The 21,209-nt window shown below is 61.7% G+C and carries 20 protein-coding genes and 1 pseudogene; 15 read left to right on the top strand and 6 right to left on the bottom strand.

The genetic code is table 11. The features are described 5' to 3' along the window. Positions 1-100: 100 nt before the first annotated feature. Both PFLQ2_RS07485 and olsB read right to left on the bottom strand, forming a co-directional pair. Positions 101-895: a lysophospholipid acyltransferase family protein gene (locus PFLQ2_RS07485; RefSeq protein ID WP_003184461.1), complete on the bottom strand. Its 795-nt coding sequence runs from the start codon at positions 893-895 to the stop codon at positions 101-103. Beyond that, positions 895-1,650, bottom strand: a complete 756-nt coding sequence (gene olsB, locus PFLQ2_RS07490) for an L-ornithine N(alpha)-acyltransferase (RefSeq protein ID WP_003184459.1) — start codon at positions 1,648-1,650, stop codon at positions 895-897. The genes PFLQ2_RS07485 and olsB overlap by 1 nt, the downstream gene beginning before the upstream one ends. 145 nt (positions 1,651-1,795) lie before the next feature. Here olsB and PFLQ2_RS07495 point away from each other — a divergent pair, with 145 nt between their 5' ends. From PFLQ2_RS07495 to PFLQ2_RS07515, 5 genes are all read left to right on the top strand, one after another. Continuing rightward, positions 1,796-2,668, top strand: coding sequence for a hypothetical protein (locus tag PFLQ2_RS07495; RefSeq protein WP_003184456.1), 873 nt, complete (start codon positions 1,796-1,798; stop codon positions 2,666-2,668). A gap of 188 nt (positions 2,669-2,856) precedes the next feature. Beyond that, positions 2,857-3,951, top strand: coding sequence for a serine hydrolase domain-containing protein (locus tag PFLQ2_RS07500; RefSeq protein WP_003184454.1), 1,095 nt, complete (start codon positions 2,857-2,859; stop codon positions 3,949-3,951). Then, positions 3,948-4,256 (top strand): hypothetical protein, encoded by a 309-nt coding sequence (locus PFLQ2_RS07505; RefSeq protein ID WP_003184450.1) that lies wholly within the window; start codon positions 3,948-3,950, stop codon positions 4,254-4,256. Before PFLQ2_RS07500 ends, PFLQ2_RS07505 begins: the two co-directional genes overlap by 4 nt. A gap of 226 nt (positions 4,257-4,482) precedes the next feature. Then, positions 4,483-5,073: a YceI family protein gene (locus PFLQ2_RS07510; protein WP_003184448.1), complete on the top strand. Its 591-nt coding sequence runs from the start codon at positions 4,483-4,485 to the stop codon at positions 5,071-5,073. A 1-nt stretch (position 5,074) separates the two neighbouring features. Beyond that, a complete protein-coding gene (locus PFLQ2_RS07515) occupies positions 5,075-6,232 on the top strand; it encodes a phospholipase D-like domain-containing protein (RefSeq protein WP_003184446.1) in 1,158 nt (385 codons plus the stop codon). Between the two features lie 142 nt (positions 6,233-6,374). Here PFLQ2_RS07515 and bglX read toward each other — a convergent pair whose 3' ends face one another. Continuing rightward, complete coding sequence (gene bglX / locus PFLQ2_RS07520) at positions 6,375-8,666, bottom strand: beta-glucosidase BglX (RefSeq protein ID WP_003184444.1); 2,292 nt, start codon at positions 8,664-8,666, stop codon at positions 6,375-6,377. A 298-nt stretch (positions 8,667-8,964) separates the two neighbouring features. On the opposite strand from bglX, the gene PFLQ2_RS07525 reads away from it, so the two are divergent. From PFLQ2_RS07525 to PFLQ2_RS07550, 6 genes are all read left to right on the top strand, one after another. Further along, a complete protein-coding gene (locus PFLQ2_RS07525; RefSeq protein WP_050551606.1) occupies positions 8,965-9,525 on the top strand; it encodes a LemA family protein in 561 nt (186 codons plus the stop codon). 137 nt (positions 9,526-9,662) lie between these two features. Further along, positions 9,663-10,415 (top strand): TPM domain-containing protein, encoded by a 753-nt coding sequence (locus PFLQ2_RS07530; protein ID WP_003184440.1) that lies wholly within the window; start codon positions 9,663-9,665, stop codon positions 10,413-10,415. A gap of 28 nt (positions 10,416-10,443) precedes the next feature. Continuing rightward, positions 10,444-11,061 (top strand): TPM domain-containing protein, encoded by a 618-nt coding sequence (locus tag PFLQ2_RS07535; protein WP_003184437.1) that lies wholly within the window; start codon positions 10,444-10,446, stop codon positions 11,059-11,061. A gap of 91 nt (positions 11,062-11,152) precedes the next feature. Beyond that, entirely contained in the window at positions 11,153-12,367 is a 1,215-nt protein-coding gene (locus tag PFLQ2_RS07540; RefSeq protein WP_003184435.1) for a class I SAM-dependent methyltransferase, read from the top strand. A gap of 159 nt (positions 12,368-12,526) precedes the next feature. After that, entirely contained in the window at positions 12,527-13,108 is a 582-nt protein-coding gene (locus PFLQ2_RS07545; RefSeq protein WP_003184433.1) for a DJ-1/PfpI family protein, read from the top strand. A 93-nt stretch (positions 13,109-13,201) separates the two neighbouring features. Continuing rightward, positions 13,202-13,546: a YegP family protein gene (locus PFLQ2_RS07550; protein WP_003184431.1), complete on the top strand. Its 345-nt coding sequence runs from the start codon at positions 13,202-13,204 to the stop codon at positions 13,544-13,546. Between the two features lie 176 nt (positions 13,547-13,722). On the opposite strand, the gene PFLQ2_RS07555 is transcribed toward PFLQ2_RS07550, so the two are convergent. Then, entirely contained in the window at positions 13,723-14,742 is a 1,020-nt protein-coding gene (locus PFLQ2_RS07555; protein ID WP_003184429.1) for a DUF4917 family protein, read from the bottom strand. A gap of 138 nt (positions 14,743-14,880) precedes the next feature. Here PFLQ2_RS07555 and yiaY point away from each other — a divergent pair, with 138 nt between their 5' ends. After that, the gene (yiaY, locus tag PFLQ2_RS07560) at positions 14,881-16,029 is read left to right on the top strand and encodes an L-threonine dehydrogenase (protein WP_003184426.1); all 1,149 of its coding nucleotides are present in this window, start codon (positions 14,881-14,883) and stop codon (positions 16,027-16,029) included. Here the strand turns inward: yiaY and PFLQ2_RS07565 are convergent. After that, a complete protein-coding gene (locus tag PFLQ2_RS07565) occupies positions 16,026-17,189 on the bottom strand; it encodes an MFS transporter (protein WP_003184424.1) in 1,164 nt (387 codons plus the stop codon). The genes yiaY and PFLQ2_RS07565 overlap by 4 nt on opposite strands. Positions 17,190-17,202: 13 nt before the next feature. Next, a complete protein-coding gene (locus PFLQ2_RS07570) occupies positions 17,203-18,438 on the bottom strand; it encodes an aminotransferase class I/II-fold pyridoxal phosphate-dependent enzyme (protein WP_003184422.1) in 1,236 nt (411 codons plus the stop codon). Between the two features lie 274 nt (positions 18,439-18,712). On the opposite strand from PFLQ2_RS07570, the pseudogene PFLQ2_RS29030 reads away from it, so the two are divergent. The 3 genes and pseudogenes from PFLQ2_RS29030 to PFLQ2_RS07580 form a co-directional block, all read left to right on the top strand. After that, positions 18,713-18,859 (top strand): annotated as a pseudogene (locus tag PFLQ2_RS29030) (glutathione transferase); the annotation flags it as partial. Between the two features lie 91 nt (positions 18,860-18,950). After that, positions 18,951-20,300 carry a sensor domain-containing protein gene (locus PFLQ2_RS07575; protein ID WP_003184418.1) on the top strand — a complete coding sequence of 450 codons (1,350 nt, stop codon included), beginning with the start codon at positions 18,951-18,953 and terminating at the stop codon, positions 20,298-20,300. A 345-nt stretch (positions 20,301-20,645) separates the two neighbouring features. After that, positions 20,646-21,149: a DUF4142 domain-containing protein gene (locus PFLQ2_RS07580; protein ID WP_003184415.1), complete on the top strand. Its 504-nt coding sequence runs from the start codon at positions 20,646-20,648 to the stop codon at positions 21,147-21,149. The last annotated feature ends 60 nt before the right edge of the window (positions 21,150-21,209 follow it).

Raw genomic sequence — 21,209 nt, 5'->3', positions numbered from 1 at the left:
TGCTCGCGAAAGCGGTGGGACAGTCAACATTTCCGTTGAATGCTAAACCGCTTTCGCGAGCAAGCCCGCTCCCACACAGGATCTTCGTAAAATTTGCAGATCAAGCTGCAATCGCTGCAGGCCGCACCGGCGCCTGCTGTTTCTCCGGAGTCACGCCGAACAACGCCTTGTGCACCGCCTGTTGTGCCTGGAACGCCAGGGCCGCGCGTTCCTGGCCGTGGCAGGCGATGGGTTGCAGCAGGTGGATGTGCACGTCGCCCCGGTCATTGGCAAACAAGCGCATCAGGTGTGACAGCAAGTCATCATCGCCAATGAACGGCGCCAGCGAGTCAGGTTCGCCGTTGCGCAGGTAACGGATCGCCACGGGTTGCAAGGCGACATCGGCGTCAATGGCCGCCGACAACAAGCGCCCATGAAACGTACGCAAGGAACGCCCATCGGTGGTGGTGCCTTCGGGGAACATCAGCAATGGATGGGCCTGTTCCAAATGGCGGCTCATCTGTTTGCGGATCAACTGGCTGTCGCCCGAGCCACGGCGGATGAACAGGCTGCCTGCCTTGGCCGCCAGCCATCCGGCCACCGGCCAGGTGCGCACTTCGGCCTTGGACAGGAACGACAACGGCGTGAGCATGCCCAACAGTGGGATATCGGTCCAGGACACATGATTGCTGACCCACAGCATCGGCCGTTGCGGCAACTGGCCGTGGACCGTCACGGAGAAGGGCAGGGCGCGACTCAAGCGTGCCATGAAGAACCGTGACCAACGCTGGCGGCGGACCATGGAATTGGCCACTCCCAGGCGCTCGAACAGCCCGAACACACTGGCCATGCTCAGGCCCAGCGTCACCACCAGCAATACCCGCGCGATGCGCGCGTACACCCGCAACCGGCTCATCACACGGCCGCCTTGAAGTGGCGGGCGTAGCGCGGGCAGAGTTCGTCGCGCTTGAGCAGGATGAAGACATCGGCCACTTGGAAGTCCTCATCCCAGCACGGTTCGCCGCAAATCTTCGCGCCCAGGCGCATGTAGGCCTTGAGCAGGGGTGGCATTTCGGCGATGACGTTGGACGGCACGTCCAGGCTCGGCAACGGTTTTTTCGGTACGGCTTGCAGGTATTCGGTGCACAGGTAGCGTTCGCGCAGGCGCTGCATGATTGCCTGGGCCTGGATGCCGCCGTCCTGCATCGGGATGCTCGCGCAGCCCATCAGGTAGCTGTAGCCGCCTTCGTTCAGCACTTCGGCCAATTCGCCCCAGAGCACGGCGATGGTGCCGCCATTGCGGTAGGCCGGGTCGACGCAGGTGCGGCCGATTTCCAGGATGGGCCCTTTGAGGTGAACCAGGCCGTTGAGGCTGAATTCTTCTTCGCTGTAGAACCGGCCCAGGCTGCTGGCGGCCTGGTGGTCGAGCAGGCGGGTGGTCGCCACGAGGCGGCCGGTGTTCAGGTCGCGAACGCCGATGTGGGCGCAGTGAACATCGTAGTCATCCATGTCCAGACCCATTTCCGCGCCCTTGAGCTTGGCGTTGAATTCGCCACTGAAGACGTTGAAGCGCAGGGCCTGGGCTTCTTGCAAGGCTTGGGCGCCGATCAGGCGTTCGGCTTGCAGGCGGCGGTCATTGCCGGTGTCGCTGATGCGGGCGATCTGGGTCATAGCGAATCTCCGTGCGGGCTGTTCAGTTGCAGCCAATCGACTTTCTTTATGCAGCCATGTTGTGCAAAGTCAGGCTATGTAGCCCCGGTGTCATCGCCATGAAGCTTTGGTGATGCTTATATGACAGCCCTCAGGAGGCCCCTTCATGCCTTGGCAAACCCTGATCGAACGCGGCGAGCGCCTGCCCGCCCATCCGGACCTGGCCGAAGGTTATGCCGCGTTGTTGCAACGCCTGGGGCCGGTGATGCCGTTTGAACTGGCGGTGGCCGGCGCGCGATTGATGGCGACGCCGGGCCTGGCTTTCCTGGTGGGCTACCAAGCGGCGTTGCGGGTGCTTTGGCCAAGCGCGCCGCAGAGCCTGGGCGCCTTGTGTGCCACCGAACGGCGCAGCCTGCGCCCGGCAGACATGCAGACCCGCCTCAGCGACTTGCGCCTGAGCGGGCGCAAGGATTTCGTCACTGCCGGCGACGCCGCCGAATGGCTGCTGATCGCCGCTCGCAGCGAAGCACCCGGTGAAACGCCACGGCTGAGCCTGGCGGTGGTCTTTCCCGGCGAGCCCGGCGTGACCCTGGAAAAACTTCCCACCATCGCCCTGATGCCAGACATCAGCCATGGCCGCGTGCTGCTCGACGGCGCACTGTGCGAGTTGTTGGCCGGCGACGGTTGGGACGCCTACGTCAAACCGTTCCGCACCCTGGAAGACCTATACGTGCTCAGTGCCATGAGCGCCTGGTTGTACGGCGTGGGGCAGGAATGCGACTGGCCCCAGGCCTTGCAGTTGCGCCTGCTGGCGCTGCTGGCCGGTTGCGCAGAAGTCAGCCGCCACAACCCCTCCAGCGCGGCCGGGCATGTGCTGTTGGGCGGCTTGTTCGCTCAGTTCCAAGGGCTTGATGACGAACTCAATGCCGCACTGGCGGTAGGGCCTGCGTCGTGGCGCGAGATGTGGGCGCGGGATAGAACGGTGATGGACATGGCGGCCGGGGCGCGGGCCAAGCGGTTGGCCAAGGCGCTGGGATAACGGCCTACTGACGACAAACCCTTGTGGGAGCGAGCCTGCTCGCGATAGCGCCGGACCAGTCACACGTCAGCGCACTGACACACCGCTATCGCGAGCAGGCTCGCTCCCACAGTCAAACCTCATACAACGCAAAACTGTCATCAAGCTTGGCTAGGCTCAGCAGGTTCAATCCACCGAGCCCTGCGAACATGCTCAAAGGCTGGTTCCTGATCCCGCTCCTGATATTCACCCTCAATACCCATGCCGAAGACTGGCCCGGTGAGCAATGGCCAACCGGCCCGACCCCCAGCGGCGCGGCCATCGAGGCCTTGGAGAGTTACGCCTTCGCCCCCCGGGACGACGCCACCCGCCAAGGCATCCGCACCGACGCGCTGCTGGTGATCCAGGACGGTCGGCTGGTCTACGAGCGCTACGCTGGACCGACCAGCGCCGAGACCCCACACCTGACCTGGTCCATCAGCAAAAGCCTGCTGGCGACGGTGTTCGGTGCGGCCTACGGTGAACAGCTGTTCGGCCTGCAAGATCCGGTCGTGCGTTACTACCCAGCGTTGGAAAAGCACCCGGACATGACCCTGGCCGATCTGTTCCACTGGGCCTCGGGCCTGGATTGGCAGGAAGACTACGAATACGCGCCGCTCAACTCCTCGGTGGTGGCGATGCTGTATACCCGGGGACGGCGCGACATGGCGGCGTTTACCGCGCAGCATGAAAGCTTCGGCCCGCCGGGACAGGTGTTCCGTTATTCCAGTGGCGACAGCAACCTGTTGGCGGCAGCTCTGAAGACCATCGTCGGCCCGGTGCGCTATCCCGATTACCCCTGGACGGCGCTGTTCGAACCCCTGGCCATTCGTCACGCCACGTGGGAAACCGATGCCCGCGGCACGTTCGTCGGTTCTTCCTACGCCTACCTCACGGCGCGAGACCTGGCGCGTGTAGGGCTGTTGATGCAGCGGGACGGCCGCTGGGGCGAGCGGCAGCTGATCCCCAAGGCCTGGGTCGCGTTCAACCGCGAGCCTTTCGTGCATTTCCAGGCCGGCCAGGACGAAGCCGTGCCGGGCGGCCATTGGTGGCTCAATCGCGCAGCTGACCCGGCCATCCACCCATGGCCCGATGCGCCGGAGGATACCTTCGCCGCGCTGGGTCATTGGGGCCAGGCGTTGTACATCATCCCCAGCGCCAAACTGGTGATCGTGCGTTACGGCGACGACCGCGACGGCCGCTACCGCCACAACGAACTGCTCAAGCGAGTCATGGCGGCTTTCGCCGGGCAGGTGCGGCGATGAGGCGCAAGTGGCTGCTCGCGCTGGTGTCGGTGCTGCTCGTTGCCCTGTTGGGGTGGGTCTGGCTTGAGCGGGTGGCGCTACGGGCCTTTCCCGACATCATCAGTGCCTACACCGCCAAGGAATATTGCTCGTGTCGCTATGTAATGGAGCAACCGGCGGACTACTGTCGTGGCTACGTGAAACAGGCAGTGCCGATCAGTGAATTTCTCGAGACGGTTGAAGCCAAACGCGTCACCGTCAGTGGGTTGGGGCGCAGCCACAGTGCACGGTGGGTGGGAGCGCGGCAGGGGTGTCGGTTGGAATGATTTTCAAACTGCGCAGCTCTTGTGGCGAGGGAGCTTGCTCCCGCTCGAGTGCGCAGCGCTCGCAGATTCTTTAATCCGCCGCGATCTTGGGGCTGCAGCCCAGCGGGAGCAAGCTCCCTCGCCACGGGGGTATGTGGTAAGCAGGGCCATTGTGACAACAGACAGTTTGCAAGCGCCCTCGGCCCGGTTAAGGTTCGCCACAGGTTTATCTGCCCCCCGAGTGTGTATGTTCAAGCGGTTGTTTTCCCACGCTGTCGCGGCCTTGCTGCTGACTTGCGCCGCGCTGCCGGCGCAGGCCGATTGGTACCTGGACGGCGAGTCGTCGCGGTTGTCGTTCATCAGCAGCAAAAACGGCAATGTCTCCGAAGTCCAACGTTTCCTGGTGCTGCATGGCCAGGTCCAGCCCGATGGCCTGGCGCGCCTGGAAGTGGAGCTGGACTCCATCAACAGCGGCATTCCCCTGCGGGACGAGCGCATGCGGGCCGAGCTGTTCGAGATCAAGCAATTTGCCGAAGCCACCGTCACCGCGCAGATCGACTTGGCGCCGATCCAGGATCTGGCCAACGGTGCGCAGTTGGAATTGCGCCTGCCGCTGACGGTGAACCTGCACGGCAAGCAACATGAGTACAACGTCGAACTGTTGGCGACACGCCTGGATGAACGACGCTTCCAGGTGGTGACCCTGGAACCGGTGGTACTCAACGCGGAGGATTTCGACTTGGCGCCGGGTTTGGAAAAACTGCAAAACATGGCCGGTTTGTCGGCCATCAGTCTGTCGGTGCCGGTGAATGCGGTGCTGATTTTCACGGCGCGCTGACATGAACGGGCCGGTATTTCCGTGGCGTAAAGGCAACCGCTTCGAGCTGTTGATCGACGGCCCGCAGTTCTTCCCGCGCATGCTGGTGGAAATTGCCCGCGCCCAGGAACAGGTGGAGCTGGAGCTGTACCTGGTGGAAGCGGGGGCCTGCGCCGAGGCGATGGTCCAGGCGCTGGTCCAGGCCGCCGAGCGCGGCGTGCGCGTGCGTTGCCTGTTCGATGACTATGGCAGCCTGGCGTTTACCCTTGGCCTGCGCAATCGCCTGACGACGGCCGGCGTGGAGCTGCGGTTCTACAATCGCTTGAGCTGGCGCCGCTGGGTGCGCAACCTCTACCGAGATCACCGCAAGCTGTTGTTGGTGGACCAGCGCCTGGCCGTGGTCGGCGGCACCGGGGTGACCGATGAATTCTGGAACCCCCTCGACGACCGCAGCGATTGGCACGAAGTGATGGTGGAAATCGTCGGCCCGCTGGTGCTCGACTGGCAGTTGCTGTTCGACCGCCAATGGCTGGCCAACCGTCATCGGCGAGCCTGGAAGCCGGCGTCCAACTTCGGCCTGCCACGCCTGCCTCGTGTCCCGCCGATGGGCGAGGGCATGGGGCGGGTGGCGTATGCCGACGCCCGTCAGCATCGCGATATCCTGCAATCATTGTCCCGGGCATTGAACAGCGGGCAGAAACGCATCTGGATGGCGACGCCGTATTTCCTGCCGACCTGGAACGTCCGTCGTTCCTTGCGCAAGGCCGCCGCCCGGGGCATCGACGTGCGCCTGCTGCTGACCGGCCCGCGCACCGATCACCCGTCCGTGCGCTACGCCGGGCACCGTTATTACCCAAGGCTGCTCAAGGCCGGGGTGAAAATATTCGAATACCAGCCATGTTTCCTGCACCTGAAAATGGTGCTGGTGGACGACTGGGTCAGCATTGGCTCGTGCAATTTCGACCACTGGAACCTGCGTTTCAACCTGGAAGCCAATCTCGAAGCCCTGGATTCAGGGCTCAGCAATGCCGTAGCGGCCAGTTTTGAACGGGACTTCGCCCAGAGCCAACAAGTCAGCCTCGACGCCTGGCAGCGTCGGCCGCTGTGGAAGCGGGTCAAGCAGCGGTTGTGGGGGTGGGTGGATCGGTTGGTGGTGAATCTGCTGGATCGGCGGGGCTAAGCACAATCCTTGAAAACACTGGAACCCTATGTGGGAGCGGGCTTGCTCGCGAAGGGGCCATAGCAGTCAACATCTCTGTTGATTGTTAAACCGCTTTCGCGAGCAAGCCCGCTCCCACACTGGTTTTTGTGGCGTTCGAGGGTCAGAGCAACTCAAAACTCTGCTGCTTCACATCCTGGGAATCCAGGCCGATCTGCACGTTGAACTTGCCGGGCTCCGCGGCGTATTTGAGCTGGGCGTTGTAGAACTTCAGCTCGTCTTCGGTGATGGTGAAGTGGACGACTTTCTTCTCGCCGGCCTTGAGCATCACCTTGCGGAAGTTTTTCAGTTCCTTCAGCGGACGGATGATCGAGCCGGTCACGTCCTGGATGTACAACTGCACCACGGTTTCGCCGTCGCGCTTGCCGGTGTTTTCCACCGTCACGCTGGCGTCGAGCTTGCCGGTCCTGTTCAGGGTGGTGGATGACAGGGCCATGTCCGACAGGCTGAACTCGGTGTAGCTCAGGCCGTAGCCGAACGGATAGAGGGGGCCGGTGGTGTCATCGAAGTACTGCGAGGTGTAGTTGCCCGGCTTGCCCGGCGTGAACGGCCGGCCGATGCTCAGGTGGTTGTAGTAGGTCGGAATCTGACCCACCGAGCGTGGGAAAGTGATCGGCAGCTTGCCCGACGGATTGTAGTCGCCGAACAGCACGTCCGCGATGGCGTTGCCACCTTCGGTGCCGCTGAACCAGGTTTCCAGGATCGCATCGGCTTGCTGCTGCTCGTCGAGCAACGACAATGGGCGGCCGTTCATCAGCACCAGCACCAGCGGTTTGCCGGTGGCCTTCAAGGCCTTGATCAGCTCACGCTGGCTGGCGGGAATGTTCAGCTCGGTGCGGCTCGAGGATTCGTGGGACATGCCACGGGACTCGCCCACGGCGGCCACCACCACATCGGCGTCCTTGGCCGCTTTCACCGCTTCGTCGATCAGCACTTGGGCCGGACGTGGATCGTCTACCACTTCCGGGGCGTCGAAGTTGAGGAAGTTGAGGTAGTCGAGCACCTTCTTGTCGCCGGTGATGTTGGCGCCACGGGCATAGATCAGTTTCGATTCGGCGCCCAGGGCGCGGGTCATGCCGTCGAACAAAGTGACCGACTGCGCAGGACGTCCGGCGGCGGCCCAACTGCCCATCATGTCGATCGGTGCCTTGGCCAGCGGGCCGACCAGGGCAATTCTTGCGCTTTTATCCAGGGGCAAGGTCTGGTTGCGGTTTTCCAGCAGGACCAGGCTGCGGCGCGCCACGTCACGGGCATCGGCGCGGTGCAGGCGGCTTTCGGCGTAGGTGTCGGCCGGGTCCTCCTCGGCCTTGCCGATGCGCAGGTACGGATCCTTGAACAGGCCCATGTCATATTTGGCCGCAAGCACTTCGCGCACGGCGTTGTCGATGTCGCTCTGCTCGATCTCGCCGGACTTGAGCAGCCCTGGCAGCTCCTTGCCATAGAGCGAGTCGTTCATGCTCATGTCGATGCCGGCCTTGATCGCCAGCTTCGCCGCTTCGCGACCGTCACGGGCGACGCCGTGCTTGATCAGTTCGAAGATGGCGCCATGATCGCTGACCGCCAGGCCCTTGAAGCCCCATTCCTTGCGCAACAGGTCGTTCATCAGCCAGGTGTTGGCAGTGGCCGGCACGCCGTTGATGGAGTTCAGCGCGACCATCACCCCGCCGGCTCCGGCGTCGATGGCGGCACGGTAGGGCGGCAGGTAGTCCTGGTACATTTTCAGCGGACTCATGTCCACGGTGTTGTAGTCCCGGCCGCCTTCAACCGCGCCGTACAGGGCGAAGTGCTTGACGCTGGCCATGATGCTGTCGGCCGCGTTGGCGCCGTTGCCCTGGAATGCCTTGACCATCACCCCGGCGATGCGCGAGACCAGGTAGGTGTCTTCGCCAAAGCCTTCGGAGGTCCGCCCCCAGCGTGGGTCGCGGGAAATGTCGACCATCGGCGCGAAAGTGATGTCCAGGCTGTCGGCCGCGGCTTCCTGGGCGGCGATACGGCCGGAGTGGTAGATGGCGTCCATGTCCCAGCTCGAGGCCAGGGCCAGGGGAATCGGGAAAATCGTGCGGTGGCCGTGGATCACGTCATAGGCGAAGAACATCGGGATCTTCAACCGGCTGCGCATCGCCGCGTCCTGCATCGGACGGTTTTCCGCGCGAGTGATGGAGTTGAAGGTGCCGCCGATGTTACCGGCGGCGATTTCCTTGCGGATCAGCTCCCGGGGCATTTCCGGGCCGATGCTGATCAGGCGCAACTGGCCGATCTTTTCCTCGAGGGTCATCTGCTTCATCAGGTTGCTGATGAACGCGTCCTTGTTCTCCATGGGGGCTGGCAGGTTGTCGGCAAATACGGATTGACTGGCCAAGGTGACAAACAGGCCCAGCAAACACAGCTTCTTCATGAATAATTTTCTCGCAAGCCTAAAGGGCGGTGATCAGGACACGCCGGTCAGCCAAAATGTGAGGAGCGGCTATTGTTGTTCGGTCAAATACAGCACACTTTCGAACCCAGGGGGCTGAACTTAGTTTCGCCCCGCGCATCTTTTAGCCCATCGACCCGATTCAATCCAGCGCGGCGGCAGATTATGCCCCAGACGCCGGTGAGATAGGTGGCGGTGTTTTTCTATATCACGCAAGGGAGCGTTTCATTTGACGAATCTACGACTGAACCACCGCCATGGCCTGCAATGGCTGGCGTTGATGCTGTTGACGACGCTGCTGGCCGGTTGTGGCATCAATAACATCCCGACCCTGGATGAGCAGGCCAAGGCCGCCTGGGGCCAGGTGCAGAACCAGTACCAGCGCCGCGCCGACCTGATTCCCAACCTGGTGGAAACCGTCAAGGGCTACGCCCAGCATGAGCAGGACACCCTGACCGCGGTGATCGAGGCGCGGGCCAAGGCCACGTCGATCCAGGTCGATGCCAACACCCTGGACAACCCGGAAAAACTCAAGCAGTTCCAACAGGCCCAGGATCAGTTGTCCGGTGCATTGAGCCGGTTGATGGTGGTGTCCGAGCGTTATCCCGACCTCAAGGCCAACCAGAACTTCCTGGCGCTGCAATCACAACTCGAAGGCACCGAGAACCGCATCGCCGTGGCCCGCCGTGACTTCATCCTGGCGGTGCAGAAGTACAACACCGAAATCCGTACCTTCCCGGGCCGCTTGTGGCACAGCGTGATGTACAGCGACCTGCCGATCCGCGAGACCTTCGAGGCCACCAGCCCCAACGCCGAAAAAGCGCCTGAAGTGAAGTTTTGATCAATGCTCGACGATCTGAAACGTTGTGGGAGCGGGCTTGCTCGCGAAGGCGACGGCGCTCCAACATCAATGCAAGCTGACCCACCGCTTTCGCGAGCAAGTCGTGGCGACGAACCGCCGCTCCCACAGAGGTTCCAATGCGCGTGTTGAAAGTTGTCCAGGTGCTGTTGCTCTGGGCGGTTGCACTCACGGCCCAGGCCGAATTGAAATTCCCTGAGCTGACCGGGCGGGTCGTGGACACCGCCCAGATGCTCGAACCTTCGGTGCGCACGCAGCTGGAGGCGCAGCTCAAGGCTCATGAGCAGGCGACCGGCGAACAAGTGGTCGTCGTCACCCTGGCGGACCTGCAAGGCACCAGCATCGAAGACTTCGGTTATCAACTGGGTCGGCACTGGGGCATCGGGCAGAAGGACAAGAACAACGGCGCGCTGCTGATCGTCGCCCGGGATGACCGTAAACTGCGCATCGAAGTGGGCTACGGGCTGGAAGATCGCCTGACCGATGCCCAGAGTTCCGTGATCATCCATCAGGTGATCACTCCGGCATTCAAGACTGGCAATTTCAACAAAGGCATCAGCGACGGCGTGTCGGCGATGCTCGTGGTGCTGGGCGGCAGCCCGCTGGATGAGCCTGCGCCGGCGTACAGCACGGACGGCCAGCAGGAACCGCCCGATTTCGTCGAGCGCCATCCGGGGCTGTTCATCTTCCTGGTGATACTGTTTATCTTGACCCTATTGGTGTGCCAGATGCTCGGTATCCTGCCGTCCGGAAGCGGTGGTTCCAGTGGTTCGGGCAGTTCCGGTGGAGGCTTTGGCGGAGGCGGTGGAGGCGGCGGCTTCAGCGGAGGCGGGGGAAGTTTCGGGGGCGGCGGTTCGTCGGGCGGCTGGTGACAATAATAATGAGCAGGCACTTTTAACCATGGCATTACTGACTGAACACGAACAACGCAAGGTCGCCGAGGCCATCGCCCGGGTCGAGCGGCATACCGACGCCGAACTGGTCACGGTGCTGGCCGCCCGCGCCGACGACTACGCCTATATCCCGCTGCTATGGGCCAGCCTGCTGGCCCTGGTGGTGCCCGGCGTGGTGCATTACCTCACTGGCTGGCTGGCCATGCACAGCCTGTTGATCGTGCAGTGGGTCAGTTTCATCGTGTTGTGCCTGGTGTTGCGCATTCCCCGGATCACCACGCACCTGATTCCCCGTTCCGTGCGCCACTGGCGGGCCTCCAACCTGGCGCGCCGGCAGTTTCTCGAACAGAACCTGCACCACACGGTGGGCAGTACGGGGATGCTGATCTTCGTTTGCGAGGCCGAGCGCTATGTGGAAATCCTCGTGGACGAAGGCATTTCCAAGCGCCTGGACAACACCCATTGGAACGCCATCGTCGCAGCCTTCACCCAACAGGTCCGCCAGGGCCAGACGCTGCAAGGCTTCGTGACTTGCATCGAAGCCTGCGGCGAACTGCTCAAGGAACACGTGCCGGTGACCCACGAGCGCAATGAGCTGCCGAATCGGTTGGTGGTGTTGGGGTAAGCTACGAGCTTCAAGCTTGCAGCTTGCAGCTTGCAGCTTGCAGCTTAAAATACGCCATTCCCGATTCGCCCCCGCCCGAGGCCGCTTTTTCATGTCCGCCACCGCAACCCCCGTCCGTCCCGCGCCGGATCACCACGCCCAGTTCATCGAGCTGCTGCGAGCCAGCCTCGAACAAAACGCTTTCATCAAGCTGGTGCTGGCCAAGTACGTCGGTGACGAAGCGGATCTGCAACGGCTGATCATCAAGCAGCTGACGGTCAAGGACCAACCATGCCTGTCCTTCGTCTATCGCTACAAGACGCGCGACATCACCAAGAACCTGCCGGTGGTCGAAGGCGTGGAAACCATTGCTGGGCTATTACCCGCGTCGTTCAAGAACGCACACCTGCTGGCGGTCACCGACGAGGCGCAGTTGGAATACAGCAAGAAGGGCAAGAGCTCCCTGTTCAAGAGCAAGCCCCAGCAACTGCGTGAAGTGCCGTCCGCCGAGCACAACCGCGAAAAAAACCGCTTTCTTGACCTGAGCCGGCCGTTCCTCGCCGACCTGGGCGTGACCAACCACAAGCACGAGCTGATTCCAGCGATGTCGCGCAAATGGAAGCAGATCAACAAATTCATTGAAGTCTTCAGCCATGCGCTGACATCTTCGCCACTGGCCCTGGACAAACCTGTGCGGGTCTCGGATTTCGGTTCGGGCAAGGGCTATCTGACCTTTGCCATCCACGACTACTTGCGCAACACCTTGCAGGCCGAAGGCGTGGTAACCGGCGTCGAGCTGCGTGAAGACATGGTCAAGTTGTGCAACGAGGCTGCGGCGCGACTGGAGCACCCGGGCCTGAATTTCCAGCACGGTGACGTGCGCAGCGTCGCACCCAGCGCAGTGGATGTGATGATCGCCTTGCACGCCTGCGACATCGCCACCGACTACGCAATCCACATGGGCATTCGCTCGGGCGCCTCGATCATCATGTGCTCGCCATGTTGTCACAAGCAGATCCGCCTGCAGATCCAGAGCCCGGCCTTGCTCAAACCGATGCTGCAATACGGCTTGCACCTGGGCCAGCAGGCTGAAATGGTCACTGACAGCTTGCGGGCGCTGTTCCTGGAAGCGTGTGGCTACGAAACCAAGGTGTTCGAGTTCATCTCCCTGGACCACACCAACAAGAACAAAATGATCTTGGCGGTCAAGCGTGCGGAACCGGCTGACCCCGCTGAGCTGCTGGCCAAGATCGAAGAGCTCAAGGCTTTCTACCACATCACCGAGCATTGCCTGGAAACGCTGCTGCGGGCTGATGGCACCCTCTAGCGCGAGGGGCCCTGTGGGAGCGAGCAAGCTCGCTCCCACAGGATGCGTTGCATGTCGTGCAGCCCGTCAGGAAATCACCGGTTATCCTTCAGCGACTGACTTACCGGGCTACCTTTAATGCGTTCACTTCCCCACGCATTCCCAAAGGAGTCCCACCCCATGGCGGCCAAGAAAATCCTGATGCTGGTCGGCGACTACGTCGAAGATTATGAGGTCATGGTGCCGTTCCAGGCTTTGCAGATGGTCGGCCATACCGTGCACGCGGTCTGCCCGGACAAGCGCGCCGGCCAGACCGTGCGCACGGCGATCCATGACTTTGAAGGCGACCAGACCTACAGCGAAAAACCCGGGCATCTGTTTGCCCTCAATCATGATTTCGCCGGTGTCGAAGCCGCCGATTACGATGCGCTGCTCGTGCCGGGCGGTCGTGCGCCGGAATACCTGCGCCTGAATGAAAAAGTCCTGCAGCTGGTACGTGATTTCGATTTGGCTGGCAAGCCGATTGCCGCGGTCTGCCACGGTGCGCAACTGCTGGCGGCGGCGGGCATCCTCGAAGGGCGCGAATGCAGCGCCTATCCGGCCTGCGCTCCGGAAGTGCGCCTGGCCGGCGGGACCTACATGGACATTCCCGTGACGCAAGGGCATGTCCAGGGCAACCTCGCCACCGCCCCAGCCTGGCCCGCGCATCCGAATTGGCTGGCGGGATTCCTGACTCTGCTGGGTACGGCCATCTCCCTGTAGCACCCCTATTCGTCACGCTGCGCAGTGAACTGGCGGAGCAAGCGAAGCGGGTCTTTACTCTCGGAGCTTGCCCCAATTGCCAGGAGAACAATCATGTCCGGATGGTATGAAGTCAGCAAAAGCAGCAGCGGCCAGTTTCGGTTTGTGCTCAAGGCGGCCAACGCTGAAACGATATTGAGCAGCGAGCTGTACGCCGCCCGCAGCGGTGCCGACAGCGGCATTGCGTCGGTGCAGAAGAACAGTCCGTTGGCCGAACGCTACGAATTGAAGAACACCAAGGATGGCCATCCGTACTTCAACCTCAAGGCCGGTAACCACGAAGTGATTGGCAGCAGCGAAGCCTACTCATCCGAGGCCGCCCGGGACAAAGGCATCGCCAGCGTCCAGGCCAACGGCCCGACGACCGTGATCAAGGACAAGACCGTGGTTGCGCTTTGAACCCATCCTTGTGGAAGCGAGCTTGCTCGCGATGACGGCTGTGAAGTGGCAATGACCAATGTGGTGAGGGAGCCTGCTCCCGCTCGGCTGCGAAGCAGTCGTCTGGCAGCTTGATGTCTGAAAGCCAATGGGACCGCTTCGCGGTCCAGCGGGAGCAAGCTCCCTCGCCACAGACGCTACACCTCCACCGGCACCGATAGCTTCGGATCGCCCAGCGGATGGCTTTTGGCATCAAAGAACCGCAGTTGCACATCCAGCCCCTCGAAGACCTTGGCGTAATGGCGCTTCTGGTGCTGGATGAACGCCTGGCTGCGCGGGTAGATGGAGATAGCCACAGTGCTGGGGGCCGCTTGGCGAAGGGCGTGGACGATATGCCGGTCCTGCTCGCCCAGCGCATGGCCGAACAGGCACAGGCTACCGCTGTGGTGCAGCAACTGGTCGTAGCAGAACGACAGGTAATCGGAGCTGCGAATGGTCTTGAGCTTGTCTTCGCTCGGGCCTTCATTGACGAATAAAGGTACGTCGTCGAGGGTCTTGAGGGTGTTGTTGATGGCGAAGCTGCCCAGCAATGTGCCTTCGGTGGCGGGAAGCTTGCGTGCCGTGCCGTCCTGGTTGCGCACCAGGTGCAGGCCGCCGTGCAGATACAGCAGGCGCGGTTTATCGGTGCTCACCTGGCTCAGGTCGAAACGGTGGTCGCCGTCCTGGAACAGGTCGGTCATGCTGCCGGGCGCGTGCTGGATCGACCAGTAGTTGAGCAGATCGTAGTTAGTGGTGAACACCGTGCAATAGCGGCCCAGCTCCTGGCTGAGCGCCGCCAGCGTCGACGGTTGCACCAGGCGCCACGGGATGTGCACCGCATGCACGGTGTTGATCAGCGCTTCCTTGATCGCGTAGTAGCGATTGCGAGGAGCGGCGGAGCTGACGGCCAGGGCTTTGTTGACCCGACTGGTGGTCTTCAGCGCACCGAGCACTTGCTCAAAGCTGCGGGTCCGCATCGCTTCGAACACACTCAGTTCCGACGGGCTCAGGGGTTTTTCCTCGACGGTGCGGGCATTTTCGAACAGCGAGTCGTAGCCGAAATCGTCCCACACCGCACGGCTGGCACCGTTGCCTACCAGCAAGCCACTGAACGCGATGTCAGCGCGCAAGGCCTCCCAGTCTTCGAGCCGGGTGTCATATTCCTGGAAATCGGTCATTGCGAAACTCATCTCAAAACGTGGCAAAGGCAGGGCGCGACTTTATCACGACCCAGTCTTGAGCCAGATCAAGATACGCCCCGACTACTCGGTCATTCTGTAGGCCCTGTCACCTCGGTCTCCCCAGGAGCGTGTCCCATGAGCAGTACTTTTTTCATTCCCGCCGTGAACGTCATGGGCCTGGGTTGTCTCGACGAGGCCATGACGGCCATTCGTAACTATGGCTTTCGCAAGGCGCTGATCGTCACCGACACGGGGCTGGCCAAGGCCGGCGTTGCGAGCAAGGTGGCCGGGTTACTGGCGCTTCAGGATATCGACTCGGTGATTTTCGACGGTGCCAAGCCCAACCCAAGCATCGCCAATGTCGAGCTCGGGCTGGGGTTGCTGAAGGAGAGCCAGTGCGATTTCGTCGTGTCACTGGGCGGCGGTTCGCCCCATGATTGCGCCAAAGGGATTGCCCTGTGTGCCACCAACGGTGGGCATATCGGTGACTATGAGGGCGTTGATCGTTCTACCAAGCCACAGTTGCCGCTGATCGCCATCAATACGACGGCCGGCACCGCCAGCGAGATGACCCGCTTTTGCATCATCACTGACGAGAGCCGCCACGTGAAAATGGCGATTGTCGACCGCAACGTGACGCCGCTGATGTCGGTGAATGACCCGGCGCTGATGGTGGCGATGCCCAAGGGATTGACTGCCGCCACTGGCATGGATGCGTTGACCCATGCGATCGAGGCTTACGTGTCCACGGTCGCCAACCCCATCACCGATGCGTGCGCCCTGAAGGCCGTCACGCTGATCAGCAACAACTTGCGTCTTGCCGTGCGCGACGGCGGCGATCTGGCGGCGCGGGAGAACATGGCCTACGCCCAGTTCCTCGCGGGGATGGCTTTCAACAATGCTTCGCTGGGTTTCGTCCATGCAATGGCGCATCAGTTGGGCGGTTTCTACGACTTGCCTCATGGTGTATGCAACGCGGTGCTATTGCCTCATGTGCAGAGCTTCAACGCCTCGGTGTGCGCTGATCGCCTGACGGATGTGGCTCATGCGATGGGGGGCGATACGCGCGGGCTCAGCCCGGAAGAGGGGGCCCAGGCCGCCATTGCAGCGATCCGCAGCCTGGCCCGTGACGTGGACATTCCGGCCGGTTTGCGTGACTTGGGCGTGCGCCTCAATGACGTACCGGTGCTTGCTACCAATGCCTTGAAAGACGCGTGCGGCCTGACCAACCCAAGGGCGGCGGACCAGCGGCAGATCGAAGAGATTTTCCGCAGCGCGTACTAAGCGACTCGGGGCGGCATCAGCTTCACACAGAGCATCGCCGCCGCCCCCAACAGCGTACACAACGCTGCCAGCGGCCAGGCCTGTTGACTCAACAGCAGGCTTGCCATGGCGCCGATCACCGCTGCCATCAGTTGATGCAGAAAACCGCTCAGCGCCATGGCATAGGCACCGGCCACCGGCGAGCCTTCGTTGGCCAGTGACAGGCTGACGGGGTAGTTCAACGATTGGCCGAACACCGCGAAGCAATAGGGCAGCCAGAAAACCAGCGCGATGCCGCCCAAGACCAGACTGCCCCCCAGCATGGTCGCGCTGGCGGCCAATACCAGCATGACACCCCAGCCCATCATCCGTCGTTGGCCTGTACGCACCACCCAAGCGCTCACCGCCAGCGCACCGAGCAGATACGCTGCACTGATCGGCCAGCCCAGCAGGCCGTACTCGATCGGCGACCAGTGAAAACTTTCCTGGAGAATCAGCGGCGCCGCCGTATTGAAGGCAACGATCACACCGTACCCCAACCCACCCACCAGCGCGGGAAGCAGAAAACTCCGGCATCCCACTAACTGCCTGTAGGTGCGCAACGCCGATTGCCCGTTGCTGGTTTCCGTCAGCGCCGCGAACCGGCCCCGGGAAACGACCGCTGCCATGACCAGGCTGGCGGCGCCCAGGCCATGGAAGATTGCTTCCCAGCCGAAAGCGGCCTGGATCAGCGAACCCAGATACTGGCCGATGCCGAGGGCGATCACGAAAGCGATCGAGATCCATGAGAGCGCCTTGGCCAGTAGATCGCCGCTGAAATTGTCGCGTATCAGCACCCGCGCCATTACCGAAATACCACTGGCGCCGATCCCTTGGATCAACCGCAGGGCCAGGAACGCCTCGACCGTGGTGCCCAGCGGCAATGCCAGGTTGCCCAGGCCATACAACCCCAATGCCGCCAGCAAGACCGGTTTGCGTCCCAGGCGCTGACTCAGACTGCCCCACAGCAACATGGGCAGCGCCATGCCGATGAGGTACACCGACAGCCCCCAGGACACCCGGGACGGATCGGCGCCCAAGTCATGGGCGATGTCAGGCAGGGCCGGCAGATAAATGCTCATGCCCAACTGAGCCAGGAACACGGTCGTGCAAGTGACGGCCAGGGTTGTACGGTTCTTCATCAAGAGACTCGTTTCAAGGGCGGATATCGCGACCATGGACCAGCAGAAGATGGGTGATCCGTTCACAGAAAGTACGAATCACGTCCTGTTCCATATCGGCGCGCAAAGTAATGCGAATGGCGGCCTTGCCTTGCGGTACCACCGGAAAAAACACCGCTGAGGTGAAATACCCCAGCTCGGCCAATTCGACCGCCACGCGGTTGGCAAGGGGTGTTTCACCGCAAGGCACCAGGCGAATCGCCATGGGGCTGCCATGCTGTTCGGTACGAATGAGGGTGTCAAAGAAACGGATATTAGCCTGTAACCGCGCCTGCAAGGCGCTGAACTCCGGGCCGCTGTGCAGGCGTATCGAGGCCATGCCGGCACCAATGGCCGCGGCGTTCAGGCTTTGGGACCAATTGCTCGGGCCGCCATAGCGTTGCACCAGCGCTTTATGCCGCTCGCTGCCGAACATGACCAAGCCACCACTGGCCCCGAATGACTTGGCCAGCGAGGCGACGATCAGGGTGCGCTCGTCCACGGCGGGCAAACGCGAACGGACCAGGCCGCTGCCGCAGTCCCCGACAGCGGACAGGGCATGGGAGTCGTCCAGGTAGAGAAACAGGCCGTAGCGTTGCTTGAGATAGAACAGGCTGTCGAGGTCCGCCATGCCGCCCATGCTGTAGGCGCTGTCGGCGACATAGGCGACGTTGCGTTGCCGCTTGCACAAGTCTTCGATGAAATTCATATCGTTATGTGGGCAAGTGATGACCTGGGTTTCATCGGCGCAGGCGGCCTTGAGGTGATTCATTGAATAATGGGCGTGCTTGTCGAACACCATGACTGGCGGATGATCATCGGTGAACGTGCCGCTGGCCAGCAGCGGCAGGATCCCGGCGCTTGCCGCGCTGCACGACAGTGCGCTGAGACAACTGGCGCCGAACAGTTCCGACAATTGGGTTTCGTACTGGTCCAGGAGCGCCAGCTTGCAGCGGTTCCTTGAGTTGGCGACCCGCAGGGTCCCGGTTTCCCACAGCGCGGTCATGGCGCCGTCCAGCAGCGCGGGGTGGTAATCCAGCCCCAGGTAAGACGTGGTACAGAAGTGATGAAAAGTCCGGCCGTACTGGTCGACCAGCACGTTGGGCGTCTTGACCTCGACATTCAGCCCTGAGATTTTCCCAGCTTCGGCACTCTGCCAGTCCTGATCTGCGAGGGAAATGACCTTGCGGTAGTTGCTGAAGCGATGAGTCGGTTGCGCAGTCTGGTTCATGGTGCGATTACATTCCTTGGTTAACGTTGCTGTCCGTGGGGTGTTTCGTTGTTTGTATGTTTCCGGACTTTACAGATCGTCGTGCAGGGCTTTGAATCGGCCGTTTCTGGCATGTTTGAGTGTTACTGGAGACTTCCATGTAGGACTTTGCCTAAGGGTTTGGGCGGCGAATCCGGGCGCGCTGTCGGAGCACGGAAATACGGCCGTTTGCCCCAGGTTTTGCTGCGGTTTAGTTCATCCATATCTGCATAGATGTTGTCGATGCGCTGTGGCTCAACATAATCGCAGCGAAGGCGACTCGTTCTACTTTCTCGACCCAGACGGACATAAACTCGAAGTACATGTTGGCGACCTGGCGTCGCGGCTCAAGGCCTGTCGGCAGGCTCCTTACGCCGCCATGGTGTTTTTTACCGATCAATGAGCACTTTCGCTCAGCGCCCCTTGATTGCAATAGGCTATCCTCATCGCTAGGCTTCGCCCACCGCTGCATTATCCGGATGGCCTTCAGCTTCATGGACACTCCAAACGCCACGCCGTTGGCCAGTTACCTCGACCTACTGCTGGACGCTGTATGTGCGGTCGATGCCCATGGGCGCTTCGTGTTTGTCAGTGCCGCTTGCGAACGCATCTTCGGTTACACCCCGCAGGAGCTGATCGGCCGGCAGATGATCGATCTGGTGCACCCCGCCGACCGTCAGCGGACCCTTGAGGCGGCTCGCGAGGTCATGGGCGGGGAGCCCAAGCTCAATTTCGAGAACCGCTACCTGCGCAAGGACGGTCGCGTGGTGCATATCCTTTGGTCGGCCCGTTGGTCGTCGGCGGACCAGTTGCGGATCGCCGTGGCGCGAGACATCACCGAGCGCAAGCTGGCCGAGTCCCGACAGGCGGCGTTGTATGCGATTTCCGAGGCCGCCCATGCCGCTGCGGACCTGCTGGCGTTGTTCACACGTATCCACCTGATCATTGGCGAATGGCTGCCGGCGCTGAATTTTTCGGTCGCGCTATATGACGAGCAGTGTGCGCAGTTGGACTTCGCTTATCACGTCGATGACCGGGAGCGGCAGCCTGAACTGCCAGGCACGGTCACCGGACGTTTGTGCGCCGAGGTGATTCGCAGTGGCCAGCCAATCCTGCTGACGCCTGGCTGCAGTCAACTGTCACCGGTTTTTTGCGACCTCATGGCGCAGCCAGACGCGCCTTGTTGGCTGGGCGTGCCGCTGAACTCACAGAGCGGCACGATCGGCGCACTGATTGTCAAGAGCGCTGCCGACAGCGAACGGTACACCGAGCAGGACAAGGAGCTGCTGCAATACGTCTGTGCACAGATCACCATCGCCATCGAGCGCCAGCGGCTACACGCCCGGTTACAGCACATGGCGCAATACGATCAACTGACCCAGGTGCCCAACCGAGAATTGCTGCGCGAGCGTTTCAAGGCTGCGCTGGCTGTCGCACGCGCCACGTCAGGGCGAATGGCCTTGCTGTATATCGATCTGGATCGCTTCAAGCAGGTCAACGACACCTACGGCCACGGTGTGGGCGACATGTTGTTGCAAACGGTGGCCAATCGTCTCAAGGGATGTATCCGCGACAGCGACACCGTCGCGCGCATTGGTGGAGACGAGTTCGTGGTTTTGCTCCATAGCATCCAGGCACTGGAAGATGCCTACCGGGTGCAGGAAAAAATCCGTCATGCACTGTCCCAGCCGTTACGCCTGGACGGGCATTACCTGAGCATCGAACCGAGCATCGGCGTGGCCTGTTTTCCCGACCATGGCGTCGAAGACGTCGCGCTGTTCCGTCACGCCGACGAGGCGATGTACGCCGTCAAGCGCCATAACCACCAGGCCTTTGGCATCTGACGACACGTCACCGTTCGTCGTGGCAGCGAACGGATTTTCAAACCTTTCAGTTCTCCAGCCTTTCGAATATCAGGCGGGCCTTGCTCGCCAACATCCGTGAATCTGGAGGATTGAATGATGCCTGGTCCGGGAAAATATCATCCTGCTAATAACGCCCATGATCGAACGAAGGTGTCTGAAGCGGGTCGCAAAAGTGGGAGAACCACCATCACGACCGCTGATAGGCACCCGCCGAAAGCCGAAATTGGCCGCAAGCCAGGCCAGACGTGTCGCTGAATCGTCAACGGTGGTTCTGATTCTGTGGCGTAGAACTCGCCAGAACTTTTATCAGAGGAGGGCGCGATCATGAGCCGCTTGGCCATCTTTTTTCGCACCGCCAGTCTTGTCGTGTTGATGGGCCTGGGTGCCCACAGTGCCTGGGCCCAATCGCCTGCCGAATTCATCAACGATGCCTCCGCCAAAGGCATGGCGGACATCGAGGCCAGTCGCATGGCCCATGGAAAAGCCGAATCCAGGGAGGTGAAGGATTACACGATCATGGTGATCAACGACCGCACCACCGCCAACCAGCACTTGGCAAAAATCGCCAAGAAGCTCGACCTGCCCGTCGCACCACGCGAAGAAGTGGCAGACAAGGCCAAAGCCCTGATACCCCAGGTACAGGAAGGCGATTCGTTCGAGGCCGCTTATGCCGCCAGCCAGGTCAAGGCCACCGAGGAAGCGATTGCGCAAATTCAACAGGAGGCCCAGACCACTGAGGTGCCGGAGATAAAGGCCTTCGCCGACGAGACCTTGCCTAAATTGCAGACCCATCTCGAGATGGCGAGGGCGCTACAGGCCAGCCGTTGATCCGTCGCACATTCATATTCCAGCCCGGGCGGTCGCGCCCCGGCTGATTTTTGCCCGCCG

Origin of the sequence: Pseudomonas fluorescens Q2-87 (assembly GCF_000281895.1) — a bacterium.
Taxonomy (GTDB): domain Bacteria; phylum Pseudomonadota; class Gammaproteobacteria; order Pseudomonadales; family Pseudomonadaceae; genus Aquipseudomonas; species Aquipseudomonas fluorescens_S.
This window is presented reverse-complemented; position numbering and strand designations above follow the sequence as displayed.